The sequence below is a fragment of the Pseudomonas sp. Irchel s3a10 genome (assembly GCF_900187525.1).
Taxonomy (GTDB): Bacteria; Pseudomonadota; Gammaproteobacteria; order Pseudomonadales; family Pseudomonadaceae; genus Aquipseudomonas; species Aquipseudomonas koreensis_G.
Map to the genome: position 1 here is coordinate 82002 of NZ_FYDR01000012.1, position 18580 is coordinate 100581.

Sequence of the window (18580 nt, forward strand, 5' to 3'; positions counted from 1 at the left end):
CAAGCCGCAGCCGCCGCTGACGGTGAAGCCCGTGAAGGCGACAAGGTAGTCAACGAAGCCATCGCCCAGATCGAGCGTCTGGCCAGTGAAGTGGTGCGCTCCACCGAAGCCATGAGCGTGCTGCAACAGGAAAGCGACAAGATCGGCAGCGTCATGGACGTGATCAAGGCCGTGGCCGAACAGACCAACCTGCTGGCGCTCAACGCCGCGATCGAAGCGGCGCGTGCCGGTGAAGCCGGGCGTGGGTTTGCCGTGGTCGCCGACGAAGTCCGTGGTCTGGCGCAGCGTACACAGAAATCCACCGAAGAGATCGAAGGCCTGGTCGCCGGTCTGCAGAACGGTACCCAGCAAGTGGCCGCCGTGATGAACAACAGCCGCGCCCTGACCGACAGCAGCGTGGCCCTGACCCGCAAGGCTGGCGACTCCCTGGAAAACATCACCCGCACGGTGTCGAACATCCAGTCGATGAACCAGCAGATCGCCGCCGCGGCCGAGCAGCAAAGCGCCGTGGCCGAAGAAATCAGCCGCAGCATCATCAACGTGCGCGACGTGTCGGAACAGACCGCCGCCGCCAGCGACGAAACCGCAGCGTCCAGCGTGGAACTGGCACGCCTGGGTGGCCAGTTGCAGCAGATGGTGAGCCACTTCCGCGTCTGATCTTCACCTCTGCGCTGAACGAAAGATCGATTCGCGAGCAGGCTCGCTCCCACAGGTAATGCGTTGAACACAGATCATGTGAACAACGCCAATCCCTTGTAGGAGTGAGCCTGCTCGCGATGGCGTCAGTCCAGTCAGCCCAAGCCCATACTCACTGCCCCAACGCTCACACCTCCCACGGATTAATCACCTCCACTCCCGAGAACCGAAAGTCCTTCACGTTACGCGTGGCGACTGCCGCGCCATGAGCCCGGCAGATTGCGGCTATCTGAGCATCAGCCATCGACACCGTCCGCCCCTTTGCTTCGCAATCTGCGACGAGTGCCGCGTACTCGACAGCGGCATGTGCATCGAACGGCAAAATGCGTCCCGCGAAGTCTTCCTCGAACATTGCCATCGCATGGGCTTGAAGATTCTGTTTGCGTTTGCCTGAGGGAAGTCGGGCGATGCCGTGGAGTATCTCAGCCACCGTTATCGCACTGATGGCCAGATCCATGGCGGGCTGCGCATCGACCCAGGCCAGCACTCTGGCTTCAGGTTCAATACGCATAAACTCTGAAAGCACGTTGGTATCGAGCACTATCATTCGGAGAAATCCACCCCGGTGGCTTTCTCTGAGCGCTCTGGCAATTCAAGTTCAACTCCGCCGTTTGCACTGAACCTGTTGCGTATCCGGCTTCCAAGTCCGCCGGCGCGATCAACTGTTGCCAAGGCTCGACCGAGAATCAGGCGCGCCTCTTCTTCCATGGAGTGTCCGTTGTGTGCTGCGGTGATACGCAACTGTTCCTTGAGCTTTTCGTCAAGGTTTCGAATGGTGATGCTGGCCATGACGCCTCCTGCAATCAATGAAATCATTGATTGCAGGCTAGCACATCCGTTCTGGCTCACACCGGGCAATCTTCCGAACGGCCATTCTCACTGCAGCAGATGGTCAGCCATTTCCGCGTCTGACCCTCACCTCTGCGCTGAACGAAAGATCGATTCGCGAGCAGGCTCGCCCCTACAGGGGTTGCGTTGGATCAGCAGGCCGGTGCGCGTGTTGCCTGACTCTAGCGAGTCCCGCGCTGGCGCAACGCCGACGGCATGAAATACGCGTCTTCCGGTACCGGTTGCGAGAAGTCAACGGTGGAGGCTTCTTCGTTGTCGAGGTTCTGCACGTAGTAACGGCGGGCCTGCAAGTCGTGGAACACGTCCAGTGCGCTCCAGGTGGTGGGCAGATCGTAGAAGTTTTTCAGGTAGGCCATCGACACCCGCCACAACTCCCCTCGCCCGTCGTATTGATCGACCAGCGCCGCGCCCCAACTGTCCTCGTCGAGGAACAGCACGCGTTTGGAATAGACATGCCGCGCGCCCGGTTTGAGGTTGCCTTCTACCACCCACACGCGGTGCAGCTCATAGCGGGTGAATTGCGGGTTGAGGTGGCCCGGGGTCAGCAGTTGCGCGTACTTCACGTCGGGGCTGCCGACCTTGTAGTTGTTGTAGGGGATGTAGATTTCCTGCTTGCCCTTGAGCTTCCAGTCGTAGCGGTCCGGCGCGCCGTTGAACAGGTCGGTGTCATCGGCGGTGCGCAGGCCATCGGACGAGGCGATCGGCGTGTCATACGCGAGGTTCGGCGCGCGGCGCACGCGGCGTTGGCCGGCGTCGTAGACCCAGGCCTGACGCGGATCCTTGAGTTGATCGAGCATCTCGTGCACCAGCGCCGCACCACCGGCCAGTCGCGCCGGACTTTTTACGAAAGCGAGGTAGTAGAACAGGATGTTTTTCAGGTCGGCGTACTGCCCGCCCGGGCGGTAGAAGTTGAACAGCGCTTCCTGCTGCGAGGTGACGAGTGCAAAGCTGCCGTTGCGCTGCACCGGGGCTTCGGAAGCACGACGCACCACGTAGATTCCGCGATAACGGGTGATGTGGTTCCACAGCACTTCGATGCCGTCCTTGGGCACCGGGAACGGTACACCGCCGTAGGCATCGGCGAATCCGCTGCCGCCCTCCAGCAATTTGGCCGAGGTCGCGTTCTTCAACGTGTTGTCGTACAGCCACTGCGGCGCCGAACCTGAACGACGCGACGGATAGACCGGCATCTGGAACGTGTCGGGATAGCTGTTGAACAGGGCGATCTGGCCCGGACTGAGGTGGGCCTTGTATTGGTCGAGATTGGCCTTGGTGATGGTGAACAGCGGCTTGTCCGAGGCGTATGGATCAGGGTGATGTTGGCCCGGTTTGTAGCCGGCTGGTGCCTGGGTGATGCCGCCAGTCCAGGCCGGAATGGTGCCGGCGGCGTTGCCGGCGCGCTCGGCGCCCAGGGGCGTGAGGGTGGTTTTCAGTTGTTCGGCTTGTTGCGGGGTGATGGCGGCGAGGGCGCTGCCGGCGGTGAGGCCCAGAACCAGCGCCAGCATGGTTTTGCTGAATCGTGATGGGTAAAACATGATCGATCTCCGTGTGAGGTCTGCAGGACACCGCAGTTTCCCTGTGGGAGCGGGCTTGCTCGCGAAGGCGGTGTGTCATTCAAAATAACGGTGACTGACACGGCGCATTCGCGAGCAAGCCCGCTCCCACAATGGATCTGCGTGTAGTCCTAAAGGAAATACTTGAGGTTGAACCCGACGTTGTCGCGGTCGCGGATGCCGTTGTTCTGCCCCCCGCCATAGAACTCGGTGTACTGCAGTTCGGCTTCGAGCTTGTTCTGATAATTGGCCTTGATCCCCAGGGTGTAGGCCTTGCGACCTTCGATGGTGTTGCCGGCCTGATAGCTGTTGCCCTTGAAGTCATCCTTGTAGACGACGTAAGGCGAGACGTTGACCCCGGCGTACACGTCGTTCCAGGTGCCGTTGAGCATCGCCGTATAGCTGTAGGAATCGCGGTTGACCTGATCGTCACGATCACCGCCCGAGACATAGGAATAGTTACCGGTGCCGGCGTAGTAACGGTTCGTCCCGTCATAAGCCGTGTATTGCAGACTGCTGCCGCGCAGATGTTCGGAGGCCAGTTCGAAGATGCCGAACAGCGAATCGAACGAAGCCGTAGGGCCGAAGTTGTAAATAGTGCCCAACGAGGTGTTGAACGCTTCCACGCGCTCGGCGTTGTTGATTTCGCTGTTGAGGTTGACCATCTGCCCGCCGACGTTGATCGACCGGCCCGTCACCGCGACAGCCGCACCGTTGGCCAAGTCGCCGATCAGATCGTTGGTGGCCGCGACGCCGATCGGCAGGTTCGGCCGATAAGCGATTTCACCGAACACCGAGGCCTCGCCCAGCGTGGTGTTGAAGCTGAAACCGTACATGCGAATGTCTTCGGCGTAGCGTCGATGCGCCTGGATGCTGCCCATCACATCCGCAGTGGCCAGACCATTGGCAAGCGCACCCGCCTGATCGCCGGCGACGCCGGCCAGCAGGTTGGTCAGTGCGCTCATGTCGATGCCTTTGTAGCCACCCAGATCCGCAGCAATGGTCGGCTCCTTGGCGTGGTAATTGACCAGGTACAAACCAAACTCGGTGCTGTTGAGCTGTTCGGCGATGTAGCGAAACGCAAAGCCAAACTGACCATCGTTGCGAGCGTTGTAGTCCTTGCCGACCGATGCCACTTTCAGCGTATTGCCGTAGGCCGGCGTCACGCCGTTGGCGTACAGGCCAGTGGTCTGCAAAACCGGACTGAGCAACGGGTTGTTGCCCAATGCGCTGTACAGGCCAATGACGTTGCCAAACCCCGGCACCGGCGTATCAAGCGCGGTGCCGCTGAAGTTGTTGTAACCGGTGTTGCCGCCATCGGCGAACAGGTCGGTCTGTGAGTAGAAAGTGCCGACCGGGTCGATGCGGGTTTCCTTCCAGTTGGTCTGGTAGAAGCTTTCCAGGGTCAGCGAATCGCTGAGGCCGATGTTGAAACTCAAGGCCTCCACCGGCATCAGCACTTCCTTGACCTCGGCCCCCGGCAAACGGTATTTGGCGGCGTCCACCGGGTTAGTGGTGTTGATGCCGCCGCGATAGAAAAGCCCCTCGCCCCAGTTGAACACCTGACGTCCGACCCGCGCGGTCACCGGCATCTGCGCCACGTCCCAGTTGCCGTAGACATAGGCGTCGAGCATCTCGATCCGGCTGCCGGCGATGTCGCGGGTCTGGCTGGTGAAGCGGTCGTCCTGCGGATAGCTCTGGCTCGGCTGCGCCGGGTTGTTGTTGCGGTAGTAATCGTTGCGCTTGTCCATCAACTGCGTGTCGTAGAACGCGGTGCCGCGCAGGAACATTCCGTAGTTCTGGTAGTTGGCCTCCAGCTCCGAAGTGATCTTGTACACCTCGGAAACCAGCCCGGTGTCGAAGTTGCGATTGCCGTCGTTGGTGTTGACGTCATCGTTGTTCTTGTCGCGGCCCTGTACCCGCCACAAACGACCATAGGACAGGGTCGTGTCGATCGAGCCGGTGACCTGATTGTCCAGCACGCTGAACTCGGCAGCCTGCACCGCATCCACCGCGCAGAGTTGCAGCAGCCCTGCCAGGCCGACACCGGGAAGTGCCACGCCGGTGAGGCGCAATCGAGTGTTGATCATGGGTTCCTCCTTGTTCTTATTGTTTTTTGCGTTGCCGCGATGGCTACGGTGCCAGTCCCGCACGGACATAAATCCGGCTGTGCGCGCCGAAATGGCCGAGCAGTTTGAACAGCTGCTGATTGAGTGCCGAATGCTCGAACGTCTCGCGCTGCAACTGATTGCCGCTGCTGAAATCGCTGGTCACCGGAGCCGTCTCCAGCCACTGGCCGATGGCTTCATCGAACGCTGTCGAGTCCTCGACCGACTCGGCGCTGACCACGTCGCGCAAGTAGTCCACCGAGTACGGCGGATACTGTTGGTCTTGAGCGACATCGGCGTAGGCCGCGAGCATCGGATGCGCCTGACCGGCACGTAGCACGCGGCGCAGCCAGGTCGATTGATACTTCTCGATTTCCATATGGCGGGTGGCGACGCGTTCGATCGAGGCCTGTTTGTCATCGGCAAAACCGGCCAGCGCCTTGCCTTCCAGCAGCAACAGACTGTGCAGTTCGACCCCGGGCAGCGGCTTGGCGTGATACGGCTGGGTCAGGTCCTGCACGTGGTGCACGCCCCAACCAAGGAACCGGTAACCCCAGTAAGGATGGCCGGAGGCGAACGCCAGACGCGCCAGCCCCAGGTACTGATAAGCGCGCCAGTCCGGCCAACTGCGCTGAAGAAATCCGGCAGCGGCATACACCACCGCGCTTTCATGGAAGAAGCCCATGTGGAACGGCGCCTGCGAGCTGTACTGAAAACGCGCATCGCCAAACGGCTGCGGGCCGAAGCCATACAGCGCGCCGACCTCGCCGGGGTTGTCGCTGAACAGGTTGATGTCGTGACCGTAATCCGGCTCGTCGGCGGCGCTTGCCAGTACCGCCAGCGGCGCGACTTTTTCGCCGTCCGCCACGCGAATGAAACGCTGACGATTCCACGGCGAAAGCGTCTGCTCGACCATCACCTGATCGGCGCTGAGATGTTCGCGCTCGGGCAGGTCTTGACCCGGCAACGGCTGAATGACCATCGCCAGATGAATGCGCGGATTGAGCCGTAACGCGGTGAGAAAGTCGTGGCGCAGATTGTCACCCGGCACCGCAGGCAGCTTCAGATGGTCGGGGCGCGGCGGGTACTGGGTGAAGTGTTCACGGGCGAAGCTTTCCTGTTGCTCCAGCAATGCGACCACGGCCGGGTATTGCTCGGCGAGAAAACGCTCCAGCGGCTCGACCTCGACCGGCGGCCCATCGCGCAGCGCCGGCAAATCCTGCAACGCCAGATAGCTGCCCACCGTGTGGTTCGACCAGCCCCACGCCGTCGGGGCCGTTGCACAAAGCAGCAACAGGAGAAAAGTCAGCTTCATTGCTTTTAATTCTTATTGGAGGTGCTGTGGGGGTTGAGCCTAACAACCACCTCCGGCGCTGACACTGTCCGATCTCACCAGAAAAAGTCTCCGATAGCGCCATGTGCACAATAGCGGGAGCATCACTGTTCCCCTGTGGGAGCGGGCTTGCTCGCGAAGGCGGTGTGTCAGTTTGCACATGCAGTGACTGATACACCGCCTTCGCGAGCAAGCCCGCTCCCACAGGAGATCACCACTGTACTTTCAAGCGGGGTAACCGGTGATTTTGCGGATGCTCTGGTACAACGGTTTGAGCTGGCGATACATGCGCAGGTACACCTCTTTGTACAAACGCTCATAGACCTGCTGTGCCTCGGGCTGCGGGGTGAATACCGTCCCGACGCGGGTCATCGCGGCGATTGCCGTGGGGAAATCCGCATGCAAGCCCAACCCCACCGCACAACAGATCGCGGCGCCCAGCCCGGACGCTTCGTACACATGCGGACGCTCCGCCGGTAGGCCAAAAATATTCGCCGTCAGCTGCATCGCCGCATCGCTCTGCGAACCGCCACCGGCCACCCGCAGACGCTTGACCGACACCTTCGAACGCCTCTCGATGTTCTCCAGGCCCTGGCGCAAGGCATACGCCAGCCCTTCCAGAATCGCCCGGTAAATATGCGCGCGGGTGTGCACGTCGCCGAAGCCGATCATCGCGCCTTTGGCCTCGACGCCCGGCTCGCGAATTCCCGGCGACCAGTACGGTTGCAGCATCAGCCCCATCGACCCCGGCGGTACCGCGTTCACCAGCGCATCGAACAGTTGCTCGGGTTCAATGCCCTGCTCTTGCGCCTGCTGCATCTCGCGCAGGCCGAACTCGTTCTTGAACCAGCTGACCATCCAGTAACCGCGATAAATCATCACTTCGCAGTTGTACTGATCCGGCACCGCCGAGGGGTACGGCGGGATCAGCGGGACGATTTCCAGATAGCGTGAACGGGTGCTGGTGATCGTCGCGGTAGTGCCGTAGGACAGGCACAAAGTGCTGGTATCGACCACGCCGGCACCGACCACTTCGCAGGCCTTGTCGGCGCCCGCGGCAATCAGCGGCAAGCCCTCGGGAATCCCCGTGTGACGGCTCGCTTCAGCGCTGATGTAGCCAAGGGTTTCGCCAGGTTTGTGCAAGGTCGGCAATTGCTCCGGACGCACCGCCAGCGCCTGCCATTTCCAGTCACTGGGCGCGGCCCATTTCAGGCGTTTGAAGTCGAACGGCAGATAGCCGACGCAACATCCGACAGAGTCGACAAAGCGTCCACACAGACGATGAGTGAGAAACCCCGAGAGCAGCAGAAACTTGTCGGTCGCCGCCCAGATTTCCGGTTGATGTCGGGCGATCCAGTTGGCCTCGGCCTGAGCGCGAAAATAATCCACGGTGGCCTGCGCGCCGACCAGTTTGAATAGCCAGCCCCACGGCCCCTTGATCCCGCCCTCGACTTCGCTCTGGCGCTGATCGAGCCACAGAATGGCCGGGCGCAGCGGCTTGCCCTGAGCATCGACGTTGATCACCGTGCCGCGCTGAGTGGTCAGTGAAACGCCGGCAATCTGCGAGCGATCAATCCCGGTTTGCGCCCATACCTGTTGGCAGGCCTCGCCGAGTTTCGCCCAGTAATATTCCGGGTCCTGCTCGGCCCAGCCCGGTTGCGTCGAGTAGTACGCCTGCAACTCGACCTTGCCTTTACCGAGCAGATTGCCCTGCAAATCGAAGAGCAATGCGCGCACGCTCTGGGTGCCGTTGTCGATCGCCAGCAGGTAGCGCTTGTTCGAGTGGTTATCCATGGCGCTCTCTTCAAGGGGCATCAAGGCGTGGCATCCGGCAGACCGTGATGGCGTTGCCACAACGCCCGGTAACGCTGCAGTTCTTGCTGCCAGTGTGCATCGTCCCAGCCCAGGCGTGGCTGGCAGAGTTGGCGGATGGCGGCGAAATGCGCTTCACCACCGCGCGCCAGCAACAGTCCCAGACGGGTACGACGCAGCAACAGATCATCGAGGTGCAGAACCATTTCCGCCTCACAGGCGAAGGCCAGTTCTGCCCACAAGGTGTCGGTGTTGCCGACCGTTTCGTGGCCCAACTCGGCGATCATCTGCGCCAGTCGCGGCAGGTCGCGACCGTGGCGTCCGGCCAGACGTCGCCATTGTTGCGGGCTGAGTCCGGGAATCGGCAGTGGCGCTACGGCGGCAAAAACGGCGGCGCCGTGATCTTCGAAACTGCGGCCAAGCATATCGGCACAAGCCTTGAGCACTTCGATGGCTTGCGGACGAAATGTCGTCAGCTTGCCGCCGGCTAACGTGACGCAACCCGGCTCCTGCCACAGCACATGTTCACGGGTTTCATTCGACGGTTTGCCTTGCTGTGCACCCGCCGCGCTGCCCACCACCGGACGCACGCCGGACCAGGTCGACAGCACATCGCTCGCCGTCACTTCGGCACCTGGAAATTGTTGCGTGCAAGCCGCCAGCAGATAGTCGAGTTCTTCGGCGCTGATGCTCGCGCTCTGGTCCAGATTCTCACGATGATCGAGGTCGGTGGTGCCAACCACCGTCGCGCCTTCCCACGGAAAAACAAACACCGGCCGACGGTCACGCTCATGCAAAAAAGTGAAGGCCTGCGCCACCGGCAAACGCCAGCCCGGCAGCAGCAGATGACTGCCGCGCAATGGCCGTAGTTGTCGCGGTGCCTCGGGCAAACGCAAACGCTCAGCCCACGCGCCCGTCGCCACCGCCAGCACGCCGCAACGCAGTTGCAACGACCCGCCCGCTTCGCAATCTTCGACCTGAACACCGCACACCCGGCCGTCTTCGCGCAGCAAATGTTCGACGCGCACCCCGTTAAGCACCACCGCGCCTTCGGCCCGCGCTTCGCGCAACACGCGCATCACCAGTCGTGCGTCATCGGTCAGCGCGTCGACAAAACAGGTGCCGCCGAGCAGGTGGTTTTCCTTCACCCCCGGCGCGAGAAAACGCAGTTGCTGCGCGTCATGAAAACGATGGCTGCGGCGTCCTGCCAACGCGTCGTAAACCGACAACAAGCCACCGAGCACACGCGGCCCGGGATAGCCGCCGCGATAGTGCGGCATCATGAAACTCATCGGCTCCACCAGCCCCGGCGCTTCGTCGAGCAGGCGCTGGCGCTCGCGCACCGAATCACGGGTCAAGCGCCACTGGCCCTTGGCGATATAACGCAAACCGCCGTGAACCATTTTCGATGATCGGCTGGAGGTGCCCCAGGCGAAATCCCGTTGCTCCAGCAGCAGACAGCGCCAGCCACGCCGCGCCGCTTCGCGCAGGATGCCGGCACCACTGATGCCGCCGCCGATGACGATCAGGTCCCAGCTTGCGTCGGCCAATGTCGGCAAGGTTTGCTGGCGCCACGCGGCGTTCCAGTCCGGGTGCATGATCGTCACTCCTGCAACAGCGTGCCGGGGTTGAGGCGCCCGGCCGGATCGAAGTGCTTGCTCAGCGCCTGCAAGGTATCCATCGCCAGCGCGCCTTTTTCGCGCGGCAGGTACGGCGCGTGATCCTTGCCGACCCCGTGCTGGTGGCTGATGGTGCCGTGGTTGTCGACGATAGTCTGGCTGGCCGCGTGCTTGAGTGCCTGCCAGCGCGCCAGCGTCGCCGGATAATCCGCCGCTGGGCGAAACACGTAAGTGGTGTAGATGCTCGAGCCTTCGCCGTAGACGTGGGACAGATGGGTGAACACGTGCACACGTTCACCCTGCGCTGCCAAGGCATCGCGCAAGCTGTTTTCGATCAGGTTGAGCAGATTGTCGACGTTGCTCCAGTCGGTGGCGGTTTCCAGGGTGTCGACCACGTAACCGGCGTTCCACAGGTTCTCGCGCAGGTAGGGAAAACGGAAACGGTTCTGCGCCCACCTCTTGCCGAGCAACGTACCGGTGAACACGCCACCGAAGGCTTTCAGATGCTGGCGCGCCTGGCTCAGCGACAGCGCGTTTTGCCGACGATTGCCGGTCACGCCGAAGGTCAGCAGGCACTTGCCTTCACCGGCGCCGCGCAGGTTCAGATACTTTTCCAGCCAGGCGATCTGCTGCGGATGCCCGGCCAGCGCCAGTTGGGTTTCGGTCTCCACCGCGTTCGACAGCCGCAGCATCGACAGCGGCACCCGCGCCTGGGCCAATTGGCGAATCGCTTGCAGCGCCTTGCTCCAACTGGGCAGGAACACCCCGTAAAAACGTTCATCAGCAGGCAGCGGACTGACTCGCACTTTGACCTCGGAAATGATCCCGAAACGGCCTTCGCAACCGAGCACCACTTCGCGCAGATCAGGCCCCGCCGCCGAGGCTGGGAAGGTCGGGATTTCCAACGGCCCGGCGAAGGTTTCCAGGGTGCCGCCGGCGAACAATTGCTCGATGCGCCCGTAGCGCAACGACTGCTGACCACTGGAGCGACTGGCCACCCAACCGCCCAGCGTCGACAACTCCCACGACTGCGGGAAATGCCCTAGCGTGTAGCCGCGAGCGCGCAGTTGGCTTTCCACCTGCGGGCCACTGGCGCCGGGGCCGAACGTCGCCAACTGGCTGGCCTCGTCGAGGTCGATCAGGCGATTCATCCGCGCCAGCGACACGGTCACCACCGGTCGCGTCGAATCCGGCGGGTTGATGTGCCCGGCCACCGAAGTGCCGCCGCCGTAGGGAATCAGGCACAGGTCCTGCTCATGGGCGAGCGCCAGCAATTGGCGGATCTGCTCCGCAGTTTCGGGAAACGCCACCGCATCGGGATAGTTGCCCAGCGCGCCTTCGCGCAACGCCAGCCAGTCCGGCAGGCTCTGGCCCCGGGCGTGCAGCAGTCGGTCGTGGGGGTCGACGCTGTACAAGGCGTGCGCCGCCAGCCGCGAAAGCGGCACCCGTGCCAATGCCGACTCCAGCGTGGCATCGGGCAACACGTGCCCGGCCCCCAGTCGTTCATGGAGAAAACTCGCGCCCTGGGCCGGCAGCTCGACCACCGTTGTTGCCTCTCCCCAGCCGTTCCAGCGTCGCATGCGTGTGTCCTTCTTATGCAGTCTGATCAGTGATGTGGCAGGCCTCCATACTAGTCAGCGGCCGCAAAGTGTCACGGTCGCATCCGGCCAGTTCGAGTAGCCAATTGAGTCAAACGTCGCGCAAGTGCCAGCCATTTACTTTAGTCGGGGTTTCAAATTACCTTTCAGGCATTCATTCGCTCACGCAGGCCTTGATCAAGGGATTCGGATCATGCAATCGCTCGGCTTCACCTCGGTTCCGCCGCTGCTCAAATACGTGCGCCATGCCGAGCAACTGGGCATGGCCATCGAGCCGGCGTTGGCGGCAGCCGGATTGCAGGCGCAGCAACTGAGCGACAACAGCCTGCGCCTGCCGGGCGAAACCCATGAGCGCCTGCTCGACTATTTTTGCGAGCACTCGGGCGACCCGCTGTTTGGTCTCAACGCGGCCAATTTCGTCCTGCCCAATTCCTGGAGCGTGCTCGGTTACATCACCATGAACTGCGCGACCCTGGGCGATGCGATGAGCCGGATCATGCCGTTCGAAAAACTGGTGGGCGACATGGGCGTCAGCCGTGCCGAAGTGCAGGACGGCCACGTGCACCTGATCTGGACTTGCCGCTACGAGCGTCCGCGAATCCGCCGGCATCTGGTGGAAAACGTTCTTGGCTCCTGGCTGCAATATGCGCGCTGGATCGCCGACACACAGATGTCGCCCGCCGCCGTGTGGTTGGAACATGCATGCCCGCCAGACGCCAGTCAGGCGCAATACGAAGCGTTTTTCGATTGCCCGGTGTTGTTTGAGCAGGCGAATTCGGCGCTGATCGTGCCGCTGGCGTATCTGCAATTACCGCTGCGTCAGGCCGATGCGCAATTGCTGCGCACCCTGGAAGAACACGCGATGGGTTTGATGGCGACGCTGGAGGATGCATCGCTGGAACAACGGGTCAAAAGCATCCTGCGCCAGTTGCTCAAGGAAGGCTTGCCGCGCAAGGAACAGGTGGCCGAGCAGCTCGCGGTGTCGGTGCGCACGTTACAACGCCAGTTGCATCAGGCGGGGACGTCGTATCAGCAGATTCTCGATGACTTGCGTCAGGAGCTGGCGGAGCATTATTTGCTCAACAGCACGTTGCCGATTCAAGACATTGCGCAGTATCTGGGGTTTACCGAGCCGAGGTCGTTTCATCGTACGTTCAAGAGCAGGCGCGGGATGCCGCCGGGGGAGTTTCGGCAGATGCATCGGGGGTGACGGGACTGGCCTCTTCGCGAGCAAGCCCGCTCCCACAGTGGATCTGCAGTGAATGCAGATTTCGTCTACGACAAAAATCCCCTGTGGGAGCGGGCTTGCTCGCGAAGGCGTCAGTTGCTCAAGGAAGGCTTGCCGCGCAAGGAACAGGTGGCCGAGCAGCTAGCGGTGTCGGTGCGCACGTTGCAGCGCCAGTTGCATCAGGCGGGGACGTCGTATCAGCAGATACTGGATGATTTGCGTCAGGAGCTGGCCGAGCATTATTTGCTCAACAGCACCTTGCCGATTCAAGACATTGCACAGTATCTGGGGTTTACCGAGCCGAGGTCGTTTCATCGTACGTTCAAGAGCCGGCGCGGGATGCCGCCGGGGGAGTTTCGGCAGATGCATCGGGGGTGACAGGACTGGCGCCATCGCGAGCAGGCTCACTCCTACAGTGAGTCGTGCGGAACACAAAATCTGCGTTCACTGAAGATCATTTGTAGGAGTGAGCCTGCTCGCGATGAGGCCAGCCGCCATAACGCAATAAACACTTTTAGCGCAGGTGTTTAAAGACACTCAGCGTTACGCGAAACCACCCACAAATCCTTGCGCCGCTGCCTACGGCTAAGCCAGAATCCGCCGGCTTGTGCGCCCTGGAGCCCGTCGGTAACTTGAGTCCGTCACTGATTTCCAGTGATCGGGTTTAGTAGCCCGAGGTAATTCGGTTGGTCGTACATTCATCACAGGTGCTGAGTACCTGAGCTTGATGGTGGCTGTACGTAGGGCGCTTCGGCGCGCCGGCTTAAGCTGAGTTCCCCGGTCTACTAACCTGCGTACAGCTGCCACCCTTTCGTTTAGTAGCAAAGGGGTTGGCGCTCAATGACGGGAACACAGCCTATGTTCAAAGTTACGCCAAACCCACCGGACACCGGTCCGGCCTCCCCCTACGAATCCCCCGAATCAAGGAAATTCCACGAAGCCGCCGAGCGCGCCCTCGACCACTATCTCGGCCCACCGAGGCCCGCGATCATGGCCACCCCGTACCAGCCCAATCGCCTTTACATGGCCAATCCGGCCAGCGGCACCGAACCGTTGCTGGCCGACGCCTGCGAATCCCTCGGCTCGGCCACCGTGATGCTCAACGACTTCGCCGGGCTGCTGGAAGGCTCGCACCGCAAGACCCTGCAAGGCATCGCGCAAGTAGTGATGGTGGCGGAAATCGCCGTCAACCGGGTGCTGGATCAGTTAGTGCCAACCGAGTAACGAAAAAGCCCGCGGCAAAACCTTAGTGGTTTGGCAGCGGGCTTTTTTGTATGGCGTGAATCTTTTTCCCTCACCCCAACCCTCTCCCGGAGGGAGAGGGGGCCGATCGAGGGATGCTCGCGAGACACACCGACCTGAAAATGCTGCTGTGAATGCACAATCGCAGCGGATCATTCAGGTCGATGTACAGCGCAAGACACCTCGGTCAGTCCCCTCTCCCTCTGGGAGAGGGTTAGGGTGAGGGGCTCTTCTCAGCTCAAACACTGATCGCGTTGGTAAACACCAGTCGATTACCAAACGGATCCGCAATCGTCATGTCCTGACTGCCCCACGGCATCGCCTGAATCTGCGGGTGCGAGAACTTGTATTCCTTGGCCATCAGTTGCTGCTGAAACGCCTCCAGCTCGTCGGTCTCGATGCGCAACGCCGAACCCGGCGTCGCGTCGCCATGATGCTCGGACAGGTGCAGCACGCACTCGCCACGCGACACCTGCAAATACAGCGGGAAGTTCGCTTCGAAGCGATGCTGCCAGTCGATCTTGAAGCCGAGGAAGTCGACGTAAAATTCCAACGCCTTGGCTTCATCGAAGATCCGCAGGATCGGGGTGGTTTTGCCGAAGCTCATGGGGTGCTCCCTGACTGGTTGGCCCAAGAGTTTAGCTGGGCTGGATGTCAGCAATTCGGCTTGGATTCGACATTCTTTAATCTCAGAGTGCCACTATGAGACGCAGATCAAAAGATCGCAGCCTTCGGCAGCTCCTACATTGGAATGCGATCTCCTGTAGGAGCTGCCGCAGGCTGCGATCTTTTGGCGCCATCACCATCAATGAAATCCTTCGCGCAGATCACCTTCGCGTGCCAGAAATCGCCCTTCCCTACGACCATTCGCCTGCCCGTCGCAATAACTCAACACACCATTGACCCACACCCCATCAATCCCCTGCGCCGCCCGCTGCGGATCAGTGAAATCTGCCACATCGCGCACCGTCAAAGGATCGAACAGCACCAGATCCGCCCAGTGCCCCTCGCGAATCTCGCCGCGCTCTTTCAAGCCAAATCGCGCCGCCGACAGACCGGTCATCTTGTGTACGGCGGTGTGCAGCGGAAACAGTCCGACATCACGACTGAAATGGCCGAGCACTCGTGGGAAAGCGCCCCACAGGCGCGGATGCGGGAACGGGTCTTCCGGCAGTCCGTCAGACCCGACCATCGACAATGGATGCGCGAGGATTTTTCGTACATCGGCCTCGTCCATGCCGTAGTACACCGCGCCCGCCGGTTGCAGGCGTTTGGCGGCTTCGAGCAGTGGCACCTTCCATTCGGCAGCGATGCCGATCAGGTCGCGACCGCTGACTTCGGGGTGCGGCGTCGACCAGGTGATGGTGATGCGATGGGCATCGGTGACTTGCTTCAGATCCAGCGTCGAAGAACTCGCCGCGTAGGGATAGCAGTCACAGCCCACATGCTGGGTTTTCGCCGCTGCTTCCAGCGATGCGAGCAACTGCGGACTACGCCCCCAGTTGCCGACACCGGCGCATTTGAGGTGGGAAATGATTACCGGGGACTGTGAGTGACGGCCGATGCTGAACGCTTCTTCCATCGCCTCCAGCACCGGTTCGAACTCACTGCGCAGGTGGGTGGTGTACACCGCGCCGAATGCCGTCAGTTCTTCGGTCAGTTGCTTTACTTCGTCAGTGGAGGCGTTGTAGGCACTGGCGTAGGCCAGGCCTGTGGATAAACCGAGCGCGCCGGCCTCAAGGCTTTCACGCAATTGCTCGCGCATGGCGGCGATTTCGTCAGGCGTGGCGGTGCGCAACAGGTCGTCGAGGTGATTGCTGCGCAGTGCGGTGTGGCCGACCAACGCGGCCACGTTCAACGTGGTGTTCGCCGCTTCGACGGCGGCGCGGTAATCGCTGAAACGTGGATAGACGAACGCCGCTGCGCTGCCGAGCAGGTTCATCGGGTCCGGCGGATTGCCTTTCAGCGTCACGGGCGAGGCGCTGATCCCACAGTTGCCGACAATCACCGTGGTCACGCCCTGGCTGAGCTTGGGCAGCATCTGCGGCTGGCGGATGACCACGGTGTCGTCGTGGGTGTGCACGTCGATAAAACCCGGGGCGAGCACGCGGCCCGCGGCGTCGATGTCTTCAGCGGCGCGGGCATCATGCAGGTCGCCGATACGCTCGATGCGCCCGTTGAGAATCGCCACATCGGCGCGGTAGCCGGGCGTGTTGCTGCCATCGATGACGGTAGCGTTGCGGATCAGCGTGTCGTACAGCATCTCAGTCTCCCAGCGGCAGGTGATCGTCGCCGCCACGGTATTCGTCGAGGGCGAGTTTGATCCGCCGCAGACGCTCTTGATTGTCTTCAGGATTGGCCAGCGCCAGCTCGGTCGCAAGCACATCGATGGCCAGCAGCATGCCGTAGCGCGCCGCCGTCGGTTTGTAGATGAACGAAGTTTCCGCGCCTTGCAGCGGCAGGACGATGTCGGCCAATTCGGCCAGCGGCGAGTCGGCGCGGGTGATGGCCAGAATGCGTGCGCCGTAGTTGCGCGCCAGTTCGACGGTTTCCAAAAGCTCCGGGGTGATGCCGGTCAGCGAGCAGACGATCAGCACTTGCTCGGCGTTCAGGCTGGCGGCGGTGACGCGCATCATCACCGCGTCGTGACACACCGCAATCGGGTAGCCGAGGCGCACCAGGCGCACCTGCAATTCGTCGCTGCACAGGGTCGAGCAACCGCCCATGCCGAATGCATGAATCATCCGCGCCTGACCGAGCATTTTTACCGCGTCGGCGAAGCGTGATTCGTCAAACCCGGCCAGATGCTGGCGCAGCGTGGTTTCGATATCGCCGACAATCTGCCCGTAGAACGCCGACTGTTCAGGTGTGCCCGCCGGGTCGAGAAAACGGCTGCCAACGCCGCTGGCCTGAGCCAGTTGCAGGCGCAGATCACGCAGGTCGCGGCAGCCCACCGTACGGGCGAAACGCGACAGCGTGGCGGTGCTGACCTCGGCGCGTTGCGCGAGGTCTTCGAGGCTGGCGCTCGCGGCAAAACCGACGTCGTCGAGCATCAGCCGGGCGATGCGGCCCTCGCCGGCGCTGAAGGAGTCCTGACGGGCGCGGATCTGATAAAGGATGTCCATGGCGACTGGCTCCGCTTACAGCAAATAAGAAAGGCCGACGGTCAGACCGAAAGCGACCAGCGAGATCAGGGTCTCAAGCACGGTCCAGGTCTTGAACGTCTGCGCGACCGTCATGTTGAAGTATTCCTTGATCAACCAGAAGCCGCCGTCGTTGACGTGGGAAAAGATCACCGAGCCGGCGCCGGTCGCCAGCACCAGCAATTCCGGGTGTGGATACCCCAGACCGATGGCTACCGGCGCAACCACACCGGACGCGGTGGTCATCGCGACGGTGGCCGAGCCGGTGGCCACCCGCATCAACGCGGCGAACAGCCAGCCCATGATCAGCGGCGACAGGTGAAATTCGTGGGCCAGACCGACGATCTGATCGGTGACCCCGGCGTCCACCAGAATCCGGTTCAGACCACCGCCGGCGCCGACCAGCAAGGTGATACTGGCGGTCGGTGCCAGGCACTCGTTGGTGAATTTGAGGATCGACTCACGATTGAAGCCCTGGGCGATGCCCAGCGTCCAGAAACTCAGCAAGGTCGCCAGCAACAGCGCAATCACCGAGTTGCCGATGAACAACAGGAACTGGTTGAAACCATTGCCCGGCGTGGAAATCAGGTTGGCCCAGCCACCGATCAGCATCAGCACCACCGGCAACAGAATAGTCGCCACGGTGATGCCGAAACCCGGCAGCTTGTCGCGCGGTTCGCGGTCGAGAAATTGTTTTTCCAGCGGGTTATCCGCCGGCAGTTGAATGCGCGGCACGATAAATTTGGCGTACAGCGGACCGGCGATGATTGCGGTGGGAATACCGACCGCAATCGCATACAGCAAGGTCTGCCCGACCGAGGCCTGATACGCCTGCACCGCGAGCATCGCCGCCGGATGCGGCGGCACCAGCGCATGCACCACCGACAGACCGGCGACCATCGGCAGGCCGACCATCAGAATCGACACGCCCACCCGCCGCGCCACGGTGAAGGCGATGGGTACCAGCAATACAAAACCGACTTCGAAGAACAGCGGCAGCCCCACCAGAAACGCGATGCAGACCATCGCCCAGTGCGCATTCTTCTCGCCGAACTTCTCGATCAGGGTGCGGGCCATCTGCTCCGCGCCGCCGGACTCGGCCATCATCTTGCCAAGCATCGTCCCCAGCGCCACCACCAGCGCAATATGCCCCAGCGTCTTGCCCACCCCGGCCTCATACGCCCCCACCACGCCCGACGGCGGCATCCCCGCCACCAGCGCCAGACCAATGGAAATCAGGGTGATGACAATGAACGGATTGAGCCGGTAACGCGCGATCAGCACGATCAAGGCGATGATGGCGACGGCGGCATACATCAGCAGCCAATAGCCGAAGGAAGGCGTCATGCGGTACTCCTCGAAAGGGTCACGTTCGAATGGGTTGTGAAACTCATAAATC

The 18580-nt window shown here is 61.7% G+C and carries 14 protein-coding genes and 2 pseudogenes; 4 read left to right on the top strand and 12 right to left on the bottom strand.

Features of this window, described 5'->3' with window-relative positions:
• Positions 1-60 precede the first annotated feature (60 nt).
• Positions 61-657, top strand: a pseudogene (locus CKW11_RS29190) (methyl-accepting chemotaxis protein); the annotation flags it as partial.
• Positions 658-823: 166 nt separating this feature from the next.
• Here CKW11_RS29190 and CKW11_RS25230 read toward each other — a convergent pair.
• The 8 genes from CKW11_RS25230 to CKW11_RS25265 all read right to left on the bottom strand — a co-directional run bounded on the left by CKW11_RS25230 (position 824) and on the right by CKW11_RS25265 (position 11550).
• Complete coding sequence (locus tag CKW11_RS25230; RefSeq protein WP_095139844.1) at positions 824-1243, bottom strand: type II toxin-antitoxin system VapC family toxin; 420 nt, start codon at positions 1241-1243, stop codon at positions 824-826.
• A complete protein-coding gene (locus tag CKW11_RS25235; protein ID WP_095139845.1) occupies positions 1240-1485 on the bottom strand; it encodes a plasmid stabilization protein in 246 nt (81 codons plus the stop codon). Before CKW11_RS25235 ends, CKW11_RS25230 begins: the two co-directional genes overlap by 4 nt.
• A 221-nt stretch (positions 1486-1706) precedes the next feature.
• Entirely contained in the window at positions 1707-3080 is a 1374-nt protein-coding gene (locus CKW11_RS25240; RefSeq protein ID WP_095139846.1) for a DUF1329 domain-containing protein, read from the bottom strand.
• 149 nt (positions 3081-3229) lie between these two features.
• Positions 3230-5188: a DUF1302 domain-containing protein gene (locus CKW11_RS25245; protein ID WP_095139847.1), complete on the bottom strand. Its 1959-nt coding sequence runs from the start codon at positions 5186-5188 to the stop codon at positions 3230-3232.
• Positions 5189-5231: 43 nt separating this feature from the next.
• The gene (locus tag CKW11_RS25250) at positions 5232-6521 is read right to left on the bottom strand and encodes a phospholipase (RefSeq protein WP_095139848.1); all 1290 of its coding nucleotides are present in this window, start codon (positions 6519-6521) and stop codon (positions 5232-5234) included.
• Positions 6522-6764: 243 nt separating this feature from the next.
• A complete protein-coding gene (locus tag CKW11_RS25255; protein ID WP_095139849.1) occupies positions 6765-8333 on the bottom strand; it encodes an FGGY-family carbohydrate kinase in 1569 nt (522 codons plus the stop codon).
• A 20-nt stretch (positions 8334-8353) separates the two neighbouring features.
• On the bottom strand, positions 8354-9949 hold the full coding sequence (locus CKW11_RS25260; RefSeq protein WP_095139850.1) for a glycerol-3-phosphate dehydrogenase/oxidase: 1596 nt from the start codon (positions 9947-9949) through the stop codon (positions 8354-8356).
• Between the two features lie 5 nt (positions 9950-9954).
• The gene (locus tag CKW11_RS25265) at positions 9955-11550 is read right to left on the bottom strand and encodes an FAD-binding oxidoreductase (RefSeq protein WP_095139851.1); all 1596 of its coding nucleotides are present in this window, start codon (positions 11548-11550) and stop codon (positions 9955-9957) included.
• A 211-nt stretch (positions 11551-11761) separates the two neighbouring features.
• Here CKW11_RS25265 and CKW11_RS25270 point away from each other — a divergent pair, with 211 nt between their 5' ends.
• From CKW11_RS25270 to CKW11_RS25280, 3 genes and pseudogenes are all read left to right on the top strand, one after another.
• A complete protein-coding gene (locus tag CKW11_RS25270; RefSeq protein WP_095139852.1) occupies positions 11762-12778 on the top strand; it encodes an AraC family transcriptional regulator in 1017 nt (338 codons plus the stop codon).
• A 99-nt stretch (positions 12779-12877) separates the two neighbouring features.
• Positions 12878-13174: pseudogene (locus tag CKW11_RS25275) on the top strand (helix-turn-helix transcriptional regulator); the annotation flags it as partial.
• Positions 13175-13654: 480 nt separating this feature from the next.
• The gene (locus CKW11_RS25280) at positions 13655-14020 is read left to right on the top strand and encodes a DUF6124 family protein (RefSeq protein WP_095139853.1); all 366 of its coding nucleotides are present in this window, start codon (positions 13655-13657) and stop codon (positions 14018-14020) included.
• Between the two features lie 256 nt (positions 14021-14276).
• On the opposite strand, the gene CKW11_RS25285 is transcribed toward CKW11_RS25280, so the two are convergent.
• From CKW11_RS25285 to CKW11_RS25300, 4 genes are all read right to left on the bottom strand, one after another.
• Positions 14277-14645, bottom strand: a complete 369-nt coding sequence (locus CKW11_RS25285; RefSeq protein ID WP_095139854.1) for a glyoxalase superfamily protein — start codon at positions 14643-14645, stop codon at positions 14277-14279.
• Between the two features lie 198 nt (positions 14646-14843).
• Positions 14844-16301, bottom strand: a complete 1458-nt coding sequence (locus tag CKW11_RS25290) for an amidohydrolase family protein (RefSeq protein ID WP_095139855.1) — start codon at positions 16299-16301, stop codon at positions 14844-14846.
• A gap of 1 nt (position 16302) precedes the next feature.
• A complete protein-coding gene (locus tag CKW11_RS25295) occupies positions 16303-17163 on the bottom strand; it encodes a MurR/RpiR family transcriptional regulator (RefSeq protein WP_093442302.1) in 861 nt (286 codons plus the stop codon).
• 15 nt (positions 17164-17178) lie between these two features.
• Entirely contained in the window at positions 17179-18528 is a 1350-nt protein-coding gene (locus tag CKW11_RS25300) for a GntP family permease (protein WP_095139871.1), read from the bottom strand.
• Between the last annotated feature and the right edge of the window lie 52 nt (positions 18529-18580).